The 14,733-nt window shown below is 70.7% G+C and carries 13 protein-coding genes and 2 pseudogenes; 10 read left to right on the top strand and 5 right to left on the bottom strand.

Annotation, left to right across the window (positions count from 1 at the left end):
- Positions 1 to 72 precede the first annotated feature (72 nt).
- Positions 73 to 609, bottom strand: a complete 537-nt coding sequence (locus tag ACHBTE_RS33275) for a MarR family winged helix-turn-helix transcriptional regulator (protein ID WP_394729013.1) — start codon at positions 607 to 609, stop codon at positions 73 to 75.
- A gap of 59 nt (positions 610 to 668) precedes the next feature.
- Positions 669 to 1,705, bottom strand: a pseudogene (locus ACHBTE_RS33270) (PP2C family protein-serine/threonine phosphatase).
- 209 nt (positions 1,706 to 1,914) lie between these two features.
- On the opposite strand from ACHBTE_RS33270, the gene ACHBTE_RS33265 reads away from it, so the two are divergent.
- The 4 genes from ACHBTE_RS33265 (at position 1,915) to ACHBTE_RS33250 (ending at position 6,768) form a co-directional block, all read left to right on the top strand.
- A complete protein-coding gene (locus tag ACHBTE_RS33265; RefSeq protein WP_394729011.1) occupies positions 1,915 to 2,436 on the top strand; it encodes a nitroreductase family deazaflavin-dependent oxidoreductase in 522 nt (173 codons plus the stop codon).
- A 264-nt stretch (positions 2,437 to 2,700) separates the two neighbouring features.
- On the top strand, positions 2,701 to 3,219 hold the full coding sequence (locus ACHBTE_RS33260) for a hypothetical protein (RefSeq protein WP_394729009.1): 519 nt from the start codon (positions 2,701 to 2,703) through the stop codon (positions 3,217 to 3,219).
- Between the two features lie 258 nt (positions 3,220 to 3,477).
- Entirely contained in the window at positions 3,478 to 4,719 is a 1,242-nt protein-coding gene (locus ACHBTE_RS33255; protein WP_394729007.1) for a cation:proton antiporter, read from the top strand.
- 72 nt (positions 4,720 to 4,791) lie between these two features.
- A complete protein-coding gene (locus ACHBTE_RS33250) occupies positions 4,792 to 6,768 on the top strand; it encodes an NAD-binding protein (RefSeq protein ID WP_394729005.1) in 1,977 nt (658 codons plus the stop codon).
- Between the two features lie 223 nt (positions 6,769 to 6,991).
- On the opposite strand, the gene ACHBTE_RS33245 is transcribed toward ACHBTE_RS33250, so the two are convergent.
- Together ACHBTE_RS33245 and ACHBTE_RS33240 are read right to left on the bottom strand one after the other, a co-directional pair.
- Positions 6,992 to 8,101, bottom strand: coding sequence for an SPFH domain-containing protein (locus ACHBTE_RS33245; protein ID WP_394729003.1), 1,110 nt, complete (start codon positions 8,099 to 8,101; stop codon positions 6,992 to 6,994).
- Positions 8,102 to 8,130: 29 nt separating this feature from the next.
- Positions 8,131 to 8,568: an NfeD family protein gene (locus ACHBTE_RS33240; RefSeq protein WP_394729001.1), complete on the bottom strand. Its 438-nt coding sequence runs from the start codon at positions 8,566 to 8,568 to the stop codon at positions 8,131 to 8,133.
- Positions 8,569 to 8,773: 205 nt separating this feature from the next.
- Here ACHBTE_RS33240 and ACHBTE_RS33235 point away from each other — a divergent pair, with 205 nt between their 5' ends.
- The 3 genes from ACHBTE_RS33235 (at position 8,774) to ACHBTE_RS33225 (ending at position 10,930) form a co-directional block, all read left to right on the top strand.
- The gene (locus ACHBTE_RS33235) at positions 8,774 to 9,181 is read left to right on the top strand and encodes a YciI family protein (protein ID WP_394728999.1); all 408 of its coding nucleotides are present in this window, start codon (positions 8,774 to 8,776) and stop codon (positions 9,179 to 9,181) included.
- 8 nt (positions 9,182 to 9,189) lie between these two features.
- Complete coding sequence (locus ACHBTE_RS33230; RefSeq protein ID WP_394729074.1) at positions 9,190 to 10,338, top strand: RNA polymerase sigma factor; 1,149 nt, start codon at positions 9,190 to 9,192, stop codon at positions 10,336 to 10,338.
- 118 nt (positions 10,339 to 10,456) lie between these two features.
- On the top strand, positions 10,457 to 10,930 hold the full coding sequence (locus ACHBTE_RS33225) for an SRPBCC family protein (protein ID WP_394728997.1): 474 nt from the start codon (positions 10,457 to 10,459) through the stop codon (positions 10,928 to 10,930).
- A 178-nt stretch (positions 10,931 to 11,108) separates the two neighbouring features.
- Here the strand turns inward: ACHBTE_RS33225 and ACHBTE_RS33220 are convergent, their stop codons facing one another.
- Positions 11,109 to 12,110, bottom strand: coding sequence for a helix-turn-helix domain-containing protein (locus ACHBTE_RS33220; RefSeq protein WP_394728995.1), 1,002 nt, complete (start codon positions 12,108 to 12,110; stop codon positions 11,109 to 11,111).
- 183 nt (positions 12,111 to 12,293) lie between these two features.
- On the opposite strand from ACHBTE_RS33220, the gene ACHBTE_RS33215 reads away from it, so the two are divergent.
- The 3 genes and pseudogenes from ACHBTE_RS33215 to ACHBTE_RS33205 all read left to right on the top strand — a co-directional run.
- Positions 12,294 to 13,337, top strand: coding sequence for an NAD(P)-dependent alcohol dehydrogenase (locus ACHBTE_RS33215; protein ID WP_394728993.1), 1,044 nt, complete (start codon positions 12,294 to 12,296; stop codon positions 13,335 to 13,337).
- Between the two features lie 312 nt (positions 13,338 to 13,649).
- The gene (locus ACHBTE_RS33210; protein WP_394728991.1) at positions 13,650 to 14,033 is read left to right on the top strand and encodes a VOC family protein; all 384 of its coding nucleotides are present in this window, start codon (positions 13,650 to 13,652) and stop codon (positions 14,031 to 14,033) included.
- Positions 14,034 to 14,111: 78 nt separating this feature from the next.
- Positions 14,112 to 14,717: pseudogene (locus tag ACHBTE_RS33205) on the top strand (SDR family oxidoreductase); the annotation flags it as partial.
- Positions 14,718 to 14,733 lie beyond the last annotated feature (16 nt).

Raw genomic sequence — 14,733 nt, 5'->3', positions numbered from 1 at the left:
CATTATGCAAAACCTGCGCCGCCGGTAAAAAGGCGCGGTCCGAATGGGAGACTGATCGTTACCTCGACACCGTCAGGCGTCGTGTCCGATCGCAGTGTCGGCCGCCCAGCCCAGCGGGTGCGGTTCCGGATCGTCCGGCGCCGGCGCCAGTGGTTCACCGCCGGCCTCGTTGAAGGCGTTCAGGGCCTCGACGAGCGCCAGCCGCTGGGTGGGGCTGAGTCGCTCGACGATCGCGGTGATCTCGGCGCGGCGCCGGGCGGTGACGTCGTCGACGATGCGCCGCCCCTCCGCGGTGAGCCGCAACATGGTCTCCCGGCGGTTGCCGGGGTTGGTCTGCCTGTCGGCGAGCCCGGCGGCGATCAGCCGGTCCACCATGCGCATCGCCGTCGAGGGAGCGACGTGGAGATGGTCGGCCAGCGCGACCAGCTTCGTGGCGCCCCGCGTGGACAACACGACCAGCATCCGGAACTGCGGCAAGGTCACCCGCTCCTCGACCGCGGCCAGAGAGCGGGCGGAGACCGCCACCAGCAGGCGTGACGCGGTCAGCACCGCGCCCGTGACCGCGTCGACGTCGTCCGTGGTCTCCAGGCGGGTCTCGTGCTCCGGCATACGTCCCTTTCTACCGTGCCGAAACTCCAGCTCGCTCACTGACCCTTGGCGGATACTCCCTACTCATGCTCGTAAGCATGTCCATGACCGTGGTAGCGCAACAGGATCATCGCCGCGTCGTCATGGGCGGGTCCGGCCACGTGCTGCGCCACGTCGTCCCGCAAGGCACGCAGAGCGCGGTGCGCGTCCGGGTCCTTCAGCAGATGCGTGCGGTCGCCGAGGGGGTAGAAGCGGCCGCTGTCATCGCGGGCTTCGGTGACGCCGTCGGTGTACAGCAGCAGTTGCTCGCCGGGCGCGAAGCCCGCGCGGAACGGTTCGGGAGCGTCCGTCCCGTGCGCGCCCAACCCCAACGGGAGTGCGTACGAGGGTGGTTGGGGGAAGTCGGCGGTGCCGTCGCGCCGTACGAGCATCGGGGCCGGATGGCCGTAGTTGAGGAAGACGGCCTCGTGGTCGGTGCCGATCTCGGCGAGGATCGCGGTGACGAACTTCTCCCCCTCCAACTCCCGGGCCACACTGCGTTCCAGACGCGCGCCCAGTCCCGTCAGGTCGGGCTCGTCGTGGGCGGCTTCCCGGAACGCGCCGAGCACCAAGCGGCCGTCTCCACCGCGGCGAGCCCCTTGCCCTGAACATCGCCCACGATCACCCGGATCCCGTGCGGCGAGGCCACCACCTCGTACAGGTCCCCGCCGATCCGCGCCTCCGCCACGGCGGAGGTGTACGACACCGCCGCCTGCAACGGTCCCGCGGTCAGCGGCACCGGACGCAGCAGGACTCGCTGCGCCACCTCCGCGATGCGCTGCACACTCGCCAGCTCCGCCTCCCGGCGCGAGCGCATCACGGCCGCTGCGATCCCGGCACCCGTCACCCCCGCGACAGAGGCCATCGCGGTGTATCCACGCCGCGACTCGAACAGGCCGTCGTACAGCCCGAGCCCGACACACAGCACCAACGCCCCGACGCCGATCAGCGCGGTGCGCCGCCAGCCGCCCACCAGGCCCGCGAACGCCGGCCCCAGCGACACGAGCGGCAGCAACCCGACACTCGGGCCGGCCACGACGTCCACACCCGCCACAGCGGCCATCACCATGATCGGCATCCAGGACAGAGCCGTGCCCCCGGACGGCTGTTCCTTCGCGGTCACGACGTACTCCAGCGGTGTGGCAGCCCTGGAGGGGTCACCCTTCCCGGGTGCCTCCCCCTTCACCTTTAGACTATGCAAAGGTTTGTCGCACGAGGGGATCCCCGCACCAGGCCTTTACCCAATCGAGTCCGAGAGCTGACTCCCCGATCCGCGAGAGGGACACGATGACGCGCAGACACCCGGAGAGGTCCGTACGCCCTCAACTCCCGGCCGGATGGCGGCGCCTGGCCGCGCGGCTGCCGATCCTGCTCTTCCGCGCGGGACTGGGGCCGGTCTTCGGCAAGCGGCTGCTCCTGCTGCATCACACCGGCCGCGTCACCGGGCTGAATCGCCATGTGGTCCTGGAGGTCGTGCGCTACGAACCTTCCGAAGGGAGCTGGACGGTCGCAGCAGGCTTCGGCCCGAAAGCGGACTGGTACCAAAACCTTCGTGCGCAGCCGAAGACAGTCATCCAGTTCGGCAACCGTCACCATGCCGTCACCGCCCGCTTCCTGCCGGCCGAGGAGGGCGGTGAGGAGATGGCCCGCTACGCCCGGAGGCATCCCGCGACAGCTCGCCGCCTGTGCGCATTCATGGGGTTGCCGGTGGACGGTGGCGAAGGGTCCGGTGGCGAAGCGTCCTTCCGGGATGCCGGACGAGCCATCCCCTTCGTTCGCCTCGACGCATTCAGCCGTTCTCACCACTGAGCGAGGCCCGGCAGGGAGCCCAGCGACAAAGGCCCGTGGGCCCTCAGGGCTGGCGTCCAATTTTGCACTGTGCAAGGATCTTGTTCCGGGGGCTGAGCCGGCGGCCCGCTTCCGTTCGGTGCCCAGGAGTGGCAGCGGCATGGCAACCCGGCACAGCGGAAGTCCGGCCGCCGGTGCGCCCCTCACCGCACAGCTCAGGCGGCGCGGGACCATTTGCTCACGACCTTCACGGCAAGCCGCCACGCACGAGGGGACACATGCACGGTGACCACCCGAAAGACGGGTGACGACGGGATGCCCGACGAGCCCGAGGACACGTCGTCCATACCCGACGAGGTCTGGTTGCGGTTCCTCACCGACAGCGAGCGCGACATCCGCACCTCGGCCCCCAGGGAACCCTCCGCTCGGGAACGGGCCACAAGCTCTCGCCCCGGAGCTGGGCCCGCCGAGGCAGGCAGGAGCGTCTCGGACGGGCGAACGCGACGGACGCAGGGGCGAGTGGAGGCGGTGGGCGAGTTGTGGCAACCCGAGGAGAACTCCACCGGCCCGGCCTGGCGGGACATGGACGCCCGCGCCAGGCTGCGACGTGCGGGCCGCGTCGTCGCCACAGCCGCCGCGATCACCCTGGCCCTGGGTGCCTGGTCCTGGCTGTCCACGAACGCGGGCGCACCGGACGCCCCGCTCGACGAGACCGTCCAGCACTCGGAACAAGCCCCTCCCACGGCCTTGCCCCTCACGCCCGAACCCACCTACACCGCTTCCGCTCCGCCCCCTGCCGGCTGAGCGGGCGGCTAGGTCAGAGATGTGTGACGCCCCAGTTCGGCGGTCTCCTGGTCGCCCGAGTCATGGGCCGACGCTCAGAACGCTGACGCCCGCGGGCTGTCCTCGCGTTGCCGGAACCCGGCAAGGATCCCCGCCCCGAAGTGCGCGTCAAGGACCTGTCAGGAACGCGTAAAGCATGCGTAAGATCGCCACTGGTGTGCCGGGAAGTCTGGTCGGCGGTGTGGACAGAAGTCTCTTCGTCGATCGGGGGTCCTGATCATGGTGCTCGTTGTGGTGTTCGGTGCGGCGCTGCTCATCGCGGTGCTGCTGTCAGGGCTCGCGGCCCGGACCGTGCTCTCGACGTCCTTCCTCTTCCTCGTCGGCGGCGCGCTGGTCAGCGACGGCTTTCTGGGTCTGATCCACATCACCCCGGACAGTGAGATCGTGTCCGTGACGGCGGATCTGGCGCTGTTCGCGGTGCTGTTCACCGACGGCATGCACGTCTCCTTCCCCAAGCTGCGGGAGAACTGGCGCAACCCGGCGCGTGCCCTCGGGCTCGGCATGCCGCTCGCCTTCGTCGGCATGGCTCTGCTCACGCACTTCGCGGTCGGGCTGGACTGGACGACGTCCTTCCTCGTCGGCGCCGTACTGGCACCCACCGACCCCGTGTTCGCCTCCGCGATCGTGGGGCGCAAGGAAGTCCCGTCGAAGCTGAGGCAGTTGCTCAACGTGGAGAGCGGTATCAACGACGGGCTTGCCCTGCCGGTCGTCCTCATCCTGATCGCGGCGGCCGGGCCGACGGCCGGCGATGCCGATGCCTCGCTCGGAGTGATCGCCCTGGAACTCGTCCTCGGGCTGGTCTTCGGTGTCGTCCTGCCGTTCGTCGTGAACGAGCTCGTACGCTTCCGGCTGCTGGGCGCCGAGCCCAAGCTGCAGCCGCTGCTGCCGCTCGCGATCGGTGTGATCCTGTACGCCCTGTGCCACCTCACGCACGCCAACCCCTACCTCGCCGCGTTCTCCGCCGGCGCCGTGCTCACCGCACGGGCGCCGGAGGCGAAGGAGGCGTTCGAACCACTGGGGGAGGCGCTGGCGGAGCTGGCCAAGTTCGCGGCCCTGCTGGTGTTCGGCGCGCTGCTGACGCCGCAGCTGTTCGGCGACCTGTCCATCGGCGGCTACGTCGCGGTGGTCCTCGCCATCGTGCTGATCCGCCCGGCCTCGCTGCTGCTGTCGCTGCTCGGCACGCGGTTCACCCGCCGGGAGAAGCTGGTGGCGGCCTGGTTCGGACCGAAGGGCTTCGCCTCGGTGGTGTACGGGCTGCTGGTGCTCCAGGCGGGCATCCCGCAGGGTGAGGAGGCGTTCACGCTCATCGCCGTGTGCATCGCCTTCTCGATCGTCGCGCACAGCTCGACCGACGTACCGATCGCCCGGCTCTTCCACGTCGAGGACATCGCCGGGGTGCCTGACGGTGACGCGGCACCGGTGACGTGTGCGGCCGGACGGTCGCAGGAGGTGGGTGCCTGACCTGGTCCCGGACCGGCAACCCTGCTCCCGCGCTTCCGCTGCGCGTCCGTTCGACCGGAGGTCTGCGACGACATGACCTTGTTCCCCCAGCCCACGCCCGGTGCTCCGCGGCCGGGTCACATGATCGTGTGTGGTGACGACGCACTGGCCGAACGGCTGGCGGCCGAACTCACGACGGTGTACCGGGAGCGGGTCACGCTGATCGTCCCGGGCTCGACCGGCACCGGTGTCACCAACCCGACACGTGCCTTCGCTCTGCTCGGCCGGATGCAGGCCGCCATGAACCGTACGACCGACGCTCCCGGCGGGGGCGGGGCCGCTCCGCGGATACTGGAGGCGCCCGTGCTCACGGAGGCGGTACTGGTCGAAGCGGGTGTGCGGGAGGCCGCCGCACTGGCGCTGGTCCACGACGACGCGACCAACATCCACGCGGCCCTGGCCGCCCGGCGGCTCAACCCCCGACTGCGCCTGGTGATCAGGCTCTACAACCGCAAGCTCGGCCAGCACCTGGAAGAAGTCCTCGACCAGGCCGCCGCCCTCGCCGCACCCGGCCTGGACCCCGACGCCCTGGACACCTCCACCACGGTCCTGTCGGACGCGGACACGGTCGCGCCTGCCCTGGCGGCCACCGCGGTCGCCGGCACCAGCAAAGTGGTCCAGGCCGACGGCCTGCTGTTACGGGCGGTGGAGCGTACCCCGCCCGGTCGCGGGGAGGTGCCCGACTCCGGCCTTTGCACGCTCGCCCTGCTGTCGTCGACCACCAACGATCCCGCGGGAGCGGAGGGTTCGGACGCGAGCGGGCAGGACGGGCCGGCGCTGCTGCCCGACATGAACGCGGTCGCCGCCGCGACGGGTCGCGGCACGGTGGTCCTCGAAACGGTCGCCCACACCGGCTCCCCATCCGCCCCCGGCCGCCTGGCAGGGCGGGCACTTCCGCTCGCTTCCCTGTTCTCGCGTCGGCTGCGCTGGTCGCTGGCCGGGCTCGTCGCCAGTGTCCTGGGGCTTGCCGTGGCCGGCTGGCTGACCACCGACGACCACCCGCTGCATGCCGCGTACCTCACCTTGCTGGACCTGTTCGCGATCGGGGACCCGGCGATCGGCGCACCCACCGCCCGTCAGGTCCTGCAACTCCTGTCCGGCCTGGCCGGGCTGCTACTGCTCCCCGTCCTCCTCGCGGCCGTGCTCGAAGGGCTCGGCACCTTCCGCACGGTCTCGGCACTGCGACGCCCGCCCCGCGGTCTCTCCGGGCACGTCGTCCTGCTCGGTCTCGGCAAGATCGGCACCCGTGTCCTGGCCCGGCTGCGGGAACTCGACATCCCCGTGGTGTGCGTCGAGGAGGACCCCGAGGCACGCGGCCTGCCTCTCGCCCGCCGCCTCCGTGTCCCCACCGTCCTCGGCGACGTGACGCAGGAGGGGGTCCTGGAAGCCGCCAAGATCCACCGTGCGCACGCCCTGCTCGCCCTCACCAGCAGCGACACCACGAACCTCGAAGCGGCCCTGTACGCACGCTCCGTCGAACCGGACCTGCGGGTCGCCCTGCGCCTGTACGACGACGACTTCGCCACCGCGGTGTACCGCACGTTGCGCGCGGCCCACCCGCACGCCCTCACGCGCAGCCGCAGCGTCTCCAGCCTCGCCGCGCCCGCCTTCGCCGGTGCCATGATGGGCCGCCAGATCCTGGGGGCGATCCCGGTCGAACGCCGCGTGCTGCTGTTCGCGGCCCTGAACGTCGCCGGACACCCCCAGCTGGAGGGGCGCACCGTCGCCGAGTCATTCCGGGCCGGTGCCTGGCGCGTCCTGGCCCTGGACACCGCCGCCCCGGACGACCGGCTCCCCGACCTCGCCGCCAACCCGGCGCACGAGGACTCCGACCGGCCCGCCGGGCTCGTATGGGACATTCACCCGGGCTACGTCCTGCGTCCGCGTGACCGGGTGGTCCTCGCCGCCACTCGTCAGGGCCTGGCCGAGCTCCTCGGCCGACAGCCACGGAGCGGGGCGCGGGTTCGGGTCCGGAGAGGACGGGACGAAGGGACCTTGCCGCCACCGTGATGACGCCGACCTCGCGCCGGAGCGGCGGTCCTGGGCAGGCCCACCGTGTGTCTGGCCTTCTTCCGGCCGCCGTCCCGCCGCGCGGCGGGCCTGGAAGTTCGCCATCGAGTGGCGTGGGTCGGCAGCATCGTCCGTCGCCGCGGGGTGCGGACCGCGGTGATCGGTGCCCGGCCGTTGGACTGGCCAGGAACGGAATCCTGGTCCCCGGCAACCGGCTCAGCCCTCATCCACCGGACGTCTGCCCCCGCCGCGGCATCTGTGGCGCCTTCGCGGCCTCTGCCTCCGCCTTGGCGTCGCTCACTGCGGCGGCGGCCTGTTTCCCAGCCTCGTCAGCAGCCGCGGCGGCATCGAGCGAAGCGGTCCAGCCCGCATCGAGCTCAGGGGTGCGGCCTTCGTCCGATGTGTCGTCGGCGTCGGCTGGGCCGGCTTCCTCAGGTTGCGCAGGTGCGTGCGTACCCGTCGTCGGCTGATCACCGAAGGCGCGGGTGACGGTCCGAACGGCCTCGGTCAGCTCTCCCGGGATCACCCAGAAGGTGTTGTTGTCGCTGCCCGCCAGGTGCGGCAGCGTCTCGAGGTACTTGTAGGCCAGGACCTTCGGGTCGGCGTTGTTGCGATGGACCGCCTGGAAGACCAGCTCCACCGCCTTCGCCTCGCCGTCCGCCCGCAGGATCATGGCTTGCTGCGTGCCCTGCGCCTCCAGGATGTCCTTCTGCTTCGTGCCCTCGGCGGTGAGGATCTTGGCCTGCCGCTCGCCCTCCGCGTGCAGGATGGCCGCGCGCTTGTCCCGTTCGGCCCGCATCTGCTTCTCCATCGCCTCCTTGATGGTGTGCGGTGGATCGATGGCCTTGATCTCGACACGGTTGACGCGGATGCCCCACTTGCCGGTGGCGTCGTCGAGGACGGCACGGAGCCGGGAGTTGATCTCCTCACGCGAGGTGAGGGTCTCCTCCAGGTCCATGCTGCCGATGACGTTCCGGAGCGTGGTGACGGTGAGCTGATCGATCGCCTGCAGATAGTCGGCGACCTCGTAGGCCGCCGCCCGCGGGTCGGTGATCTGGTAGTAGAGCACGGTGTCGATGTTCACCACGAGGTTGTCCTCGGTGATCACCGGCCTGGGATCGGACGAATAGACCTGCTCACGCACGTCGAGTTTGGTGTTGATGCGGTCCGCCACCGGCACGACCAGGTTCAGTCCGGGTTGCAGCGTGCGGCGATACCGGCCGAAACGCTCGACGTTGTAGCGGCGCGCCTGCGGGACGATCCGCACAGTGGAGGCCACGAGGAAGACGACGACGATGGCCGCCACCAGAGTGAGGATGGCAAGTGGATCCACAGTGCCTCCGTTGCTGTGTGTTCAGCCGTTCATGGGAGGAGCTCGCGGGGGTAGACGATGGCCGTCGCCCCTTCGATCTCCATGATGTCCACCAGCGCTCCCACCGGGATCACGAGGCTTTCGTCGAAGGCGCGGGCGGACCACTCCTCACCGGACAGTCTGATCAGGCCGCGGGTAGCGGTGACCTCCTGCATGACCTCGGCCCGCTTGCCGATCAGTGCGTCACTGCCCTCGTATGTGAGAGGTTGCTGTGCCATGTGCCGCAGCGCGACAGGACGGACGAGGAGGAGGCCCGCTGCCGCTGCTGCACACAGAGCCAGGAGCTGGCCGAGAAGGCCGATACCCACACCGGCGACCACGGCGGCGACCAGCGCGGCGCCCGCCAGCAGCCCGAAGACCAGGGTCAGAGTGAAGAACTCCGCGGCACCCAATGCCGCGGCGGCGAACAGCCATACGTACCACGGCATCGCATCGCCCTCCTCAAGGGGCCTTGTCCACCAAGCTACTCCCGGGTCGCCCGGCGGAACAGATACGGCAGCGTTGACTCGATCGTGGAACGCCCGGCCGACGGACGGAAAAAATCTTCGGCAGGCATGTCGAGAAGGCCGGTGCGGCTCCGTCCCCGGGGTGAACGCGACCAGAATGGGTCGCACAGCACCGAGGAGACACACCATGGCCAAGTACCTGCTTCTCAAGCACTACCGCGGCGCCCCGGCGGCGGTGAACGACGTGCCGATGGAACGGTGGACGCCGCAGGAGATCTCGGCGCATGTGCAGTACATGCAGGATTTCGCGGCCCGGCTCGAGAAGAGCGGCGAGTACGTCGACGGCCAGGCACTCGCCCCCGAGGGGGCCTGGGTCCGCTACGACGGTGAGGGGCGGGCGCCGGTCACCGACGGCCCGTTCGCCGAGACCAAGGACCTCATCGCCGGCTGGATGGTGATCGACGTCGACAGCTACGAGCGGGCCGTCGAGCTGGCGGGGGAGCTGTCGGCCGCCCCCGGCGCGGGCGGGAAGCCGATCCACGAGTGGCTGGAGCTGCGCCCGTTCCTCGCCGAGCCGCCCACCGTCACGGAGTGACCTCGCCCATGGACGAGGCGCTGCTGAGGAGCCTGACACCCAGCGTGCTCACCGTCCTCGTCCGCCGCGGAGCCGACTTCGCGGCGGCCGAGGACGCCGTGCAGGACGCCCTGGTGGAGGCGGTCCGTGTCTGGCCGGACGATCCGCCGCGGGACGCGAAGGGCTGGCTGATCACCGTGGCCTGGCGCAAGTTCCTCGACCAGGCCAGGTCGGACGCCGCCCGGCGTCGGCGGGAGGACCGGGTCGACGAGGAGCCGGCGCCCGGACCGGCGTCCTCCGTGGACGACACCCTCCAGCTCTACTTCCTGTGCGCCCACCCCTCGCTGACACCGTCGTCCGCCGTCGCACTCACACTGCGGGCCGTCGGCGGGCTCACCACTCGCCAGATCGCCCAGGCCTACTTGGTCCCCGAGGCGACCATGGCGCAGCGCATCAGCCGGGCCAAGCGCACCGTTTCCGGCATACGGTTCGACCAGCCCGGCGACGTCGCCACCGTGCTGCGCGTCCTCTACCTGGTCTTCAACGAGGGCTACTCCGGCGATATCGACCTCTCCGCCGAGGCCATCCGGCTCACCCGGCAGCTCGCGGGCGCGATCGACCACCCCGAGGTGGCCGGGCTGCTCGCCCTCATGCTGCTCCACCACGCCCGGCGGGCCTCCCGGACCGCGTCGGACGGCAGCCTGGTGCCGCTCGCCGAGCAGGACCGCGGCCGGTGGGACACGCGGGCGATCGCCGAGGGCGTCATGATCCTTCAGACGGCCCTCGCCCGTGACCGGCTCGGCGAGTTCCAGGCGCAGGCCGCCATCGCCGCCCTGCACGCCGACGCGCGCACCGCCGAGGAGACCGACTGGGTGCAGATCGTGGAGTGGTACGACGAGCTCGCGCGACTGACCGACAGCCCGGTGGTCCGCCTCAACCGCGCGGTCGCCGTCGGCGAGGCGGACGGACCGCGCGCCGGGCTGGCGGCGCTCGCGGACCTGGATGACGCGCTGCCCCGCCACACCGCGGTCGCGGCGTACCTCCACGAGCGGGACGAGGACCTGGCCACGGCGGCCCGGTTGTACGCCGAGGCCGCCCGGAAGGCGTCCAACCTCGCCGAGCGCGACTACCTGACCCGGCGGGCAGCCCGGCTCAACACGGGACGACGACGTCACTGAGCCCCCTGCCGTGTCGCTCGGCTCCCCTCGCCGGTCGGCGCCCCCTCGCTCCGGTCAGTAGCCGGCAGCCGTCGCACGTCATCGGGCGATTGTCAGACCCTGCTGCTTACATGGGTGCATGAGCAGCAGCAGCGTGGTGGTGGAGCGTCGCATCGCCGCGGGCCAGGGGCCCGTGTGGGAGGCGCTGACCGATCTGGCGGGGATGGAGCGCGTGCTCAGCGGCGTCTCCAAGGTGGAGGTCGTCACCGAGGGAGCCTTCGGGGTCGGCACCCGGTGGCGGGAGACCCGGCGCATGTTCGGGAAGGAGGCCACCGAGGAGATGTGGGTGACCGCCTGCGACGCGCCCGAGCGCTATGTCGTCGAGGCCGAGTCGCACGGCACCCACTACGTCTCGGAGTGGGTGGTACGAGCGGACGGGCCGTCGGCGACGACCGTCCGGATGACCTTCTCGGCGGTGGCCTCCGGCGGTGTCGCGAGCTTCTTCGCCAAGATCATGGGCAGCGTGGGCGCACGGGCGGTCAGGAAGGCGATCGCCAAGGACCTCGACGACATCGCCTCGGCGGTGGAGGGCCGAGGCGCAAGCGGTGGCTGACGCGCGCTCGGGGGCGGGCTCGGGCGCGGACCCTCGTACTGGTTGTACGTGGGTCTGCGCCCGGTGCGGCGAGAGTGCGTGCATGGCGTCGCACGGCAGGCGGGAATTTGACGACAGGGCCTAGGGGTCGGGCACAGCCACAGGCACCGACGCTGACGCCGACGCCACCAGAGGGACGTCAGCGCGTCCCGGGCGCCCCCGCCTTCGTCGCGTCCGCGCCCCAGCTGGCCAGCAGTCGCAGTGCCTCCGCCGACGGCGATCCCGGCTCCGCGTGGTAGGTGACCAGCGTCTGCTCCGTGCCGTCGGACAGGCGGAACGACTCGAAGTTCAGGGTCAGCTCGCCCACCAGGGGGTGGCGCAGCGGCTTGACGCCGTAGCTCTTCTCCTTGACGTCATGGTTGGCCCACAGCCGCCGGAACTCCTCGCTCTTGACGGAGAGTTCGCCGACCAGGGCGGCCAGTCGAGGGTCGTCCGGGTGGCGGCCCGCGTCCATGCGCAGAAAGCCGACCATGTCGGACGCCTTCTGGTCCCACTCCACGAACAGCCGGCGGTAGTCGGGGTTCAAGAACACCAGCCGTGCCCAGTTCCGCTCCTGCGCCGGCAGCTCCGACCAGTCCCCGAAGACGGCCGCCGCCATCCGGTTCCAGGCGAGGATGTCCGAGCGACGGCCCCCGATGTACGCGGGCACCCCTTCGATCGACTCCAGCAGCTGCCGCAGCACCGGCCGCACCTGCTCGGTCCGCGCGACCGACTTCTTCTTGTGCTGCTTCGGCTTGGCGAGGTGAGTGAGATGGGCGTGCTCGGCGTCGCTCAGCCGCAGCGCCCGCGCGATCGCGTCGAGGACCTCCGCCGAGACGTTGCGGCCGTTGCCCTGTTCCAGGCGTGTGTAGTACGCCACGGACACCCCGGCGAGCTGCGCCAGCTCCTCGCGCCGCAGCCCCGGCACCCTGCGGTGCCGCCCGAACTCCGGCAGCCCGACGTCCTCCGGCTTCAGCCGGGCACGCCGGGTACGCAGGAACTCACTGAGCTCGGCACGCCGGTCCAGGCCGGCACTGCCGCCATCGGTACCACGGCCGCCATCGGTACCACTGCTGCCGGCGGTACCAGTGCCGCCACCGGTACCACTGCGGCCACCGCTGCCGGCGGCGGGTCCGGTCAGGGACTCGGGCTTCTCCTCCATGCCTCAAGTATTCCCGGTCGTACGCACACGAGCCTGTCCCCGCCAGTAGTAGGACGGGCGGACGTACGAACATGGGAGGTCTGGGTAGCTCGCGCGCGTTCCAGCAGGCTGGATGCCGTGCCCGGACGGACAGCAGGAACCAGAAGGCAGCCGGGCGCAAGACCCCTCTAGGAGACCCCGCGCATGACCACCGTTGCCGCATACGCAGCACCCGCCGCCAAGGCTCCGCTGGAGCGCACCACCATCGAGCGCCGCGAGGTCGGCGAATTCGACGTACTGATCGACATCAAGTTCGCGGGTATCTGCCACTCCGACATCCACCAGGCCCGCGAAGGCTGGGGCGAGGCGATCTTCCCGATGGTCCCCGGTCACGAGATCGCGGGCATCGTCTCCGAGGTCGGCCCCGGCGTGACGAAGTACCAGGTCGGCGACCGTGTGGGCGTCGGCTGCATGGTCGACTCCTGCCGTGAGTGCGAGAACTGCAAGGCCGGTCTGGAGCAGTACTGCACCGACGGCGGCATGATCGGCACCTACAACGGCGTCGGCAAGGACGGCGAGCCCACCTACGGCGGCTACTCGCAGAAGATCGTCGTCGACGAGAACTACGTCGTCCGTGTCCCCGACGGCCTGTCCCTCGATGTCGCCGCGCCGCTGCTGTGCGCCGGCATCACCACGTACTCCCCGCTCAAGCACTGGAACGCGGGCCCCGGCAAGAAGGTCGCGATTCTCGGCATGGGCGGCCTCGGCCACATGGGCGTGAAGATCGCGCACGCGCTCGGCGCCGAGGTGACGGTCCTGTCGCAGTCCCTGCGCAAGAAGGACGACGGGCTGAAGCTGGGCGCGGACCACTACTACGCCACCAGCGACCCGAAGACCTTCGAGGAGCTCGGCGGCACCTTCGATCTGATCCTCTCCACGGTCTCGGCGCCGCTGAACCTGGACAAGTTCCTGTCCCTCCTCAAGACGGACGGTGCCTTCGTGAACGTCGGCGCCCCCGAGGAGCCCGTCGCGCTGAATCTGTTCTCGGTGATCGGTGGCCGCAAGACCCTCGCCGGGTCCGGCATCGGCGGCATCCGCGAGACCCAGGAGATGCTGGACTTCTGCGCCGAGCACGGTTTCGGTGCCGAGATCGAGCTGATCGACGCGGACCGGATCAACGAGGCTTACGAGCGGGTGCTCAGCAGCGATGTGCGCTACCGCTTCGTGATCGACACGGCGACCATCTGACCCTGCGGACGCCGCTACGGACGACCGCCGGACGACCGGCCGGACAACCCGCCGGACGAGCGGCCGAGGGCCCCGGAGCCGCACTGCTCCGGGGCCCTCCCGGCGTTCCCCTGCCGAAAACCGGCGTACCGAAATGCGACGCACCGCAGGTCGGCGTACCGAAAGACGACGTACCGAAAGCCGACGGCCCGAGAGGCGGAGTACCGAAGACGTAGCCCAGCCCCCGCCCCAGGACCGATGTGCCGCGCGGTCGGCCTGCATAGCGTGAGGAGTGGAGCCAGTCCGATCCGTGCAGCCGAGGAGGCAGCCCCGATGGCCGTCGAGCTCAACCACACCATCGTCGCGGCACACGACAAGAAGGCGTCGGCCCAGTTCCTGGCCGACATACTGGGCCTGGAAGTGAGCCCGCAGTACGGCCCGTTCATCCCGGTCGAGATCCCCAACGGCGTGACCTTGGACTATGCGGACTCGCCCGGCGCCATCACGCCGCAGCACTATGCGTTCCTGGTGTCGGAGGACGATTTCGACACGATCTTCGGCCGGATCAAGGGGGCAGGTCTGACGTACTGGGCCGACCCATACCACCGCCGTCCCGGCGAGATCAACCACAACGACGGGGGCCGCGGGACCTACTTCGAGGATCCCAACGGCCACAACCTGGAGATCCTTACACGGCCGTACGGCAGCGGCGGCTGAGACACCGGCGGCACCGCCCCCGCCCTGCTGTCACCTCACTGCCCGCCCTGCTGTCACATCCCTCTTCCCCCCGGCGTCATCGAGGCGGCCGTGGCGGGCGCCGGGACGATCCTGCATCTGGCGGGCGGTCCCAAGGGCGACGACGTGGCGACGCGCCACCTGGTGCGCGCCGCGCGGGAGGTCGACGTACGTCACCTGATCCACATCTCCGTGGTCGGCGCCGACCGGGTCCCGCTGGCCTGGCTCCGCTCGAAGCTGGCGGCGGAGCGAGCGGTGGCCGGGTCCGGCATCCCGTGGACGATCCTGCGGGCGGCCCAGTTCCACGACCTGACGCTGAAGATGGTGCGGCAGCTGACGAGGCTTCCGCTGCTGCCGGCCCCCGGCGGACTCCGGCTCCAGCCGGTCGACTCCCGTGAAGTGGCCGCCCGGCTGGCCGAGTTGACGCTCGGGGCCCCGGCCGGCCAGGTCCCCGACATCACGGGCCCCGAGCTGTACGACCTCCCCGCCCTGGCCCGCCCCTACCTGCGCCTGCTCGGCCGGCGCCCCCGCCCGACCCTGCCGCTCCGGATCCCGGGCAAGGCGGGGCGGGCGTATCGGGCGGGGGCGAACCTCACGCTGGACGGGGCCGAGGTGGGCAAGCGGACGTGGGAGGAGTTCCTGGCGGAACAGGGAGATGGTCGCTGACGGCCTGTCCCACGGG

Source organism: Streptomyces sp. M41 (assembly GCF_043673425.1).
Taxonomy (GTDB): domain Bacteria; phylum Actinomycetota; class Actinomycetes; order Streptomycetales; family Streptomycetaceae; genus Streptomyces.
The sequence above is the reverse complement of the archived record's forward strand: the minus strand, read 5'-3'. Positions and strand labels throughout refer to the sequence as shown.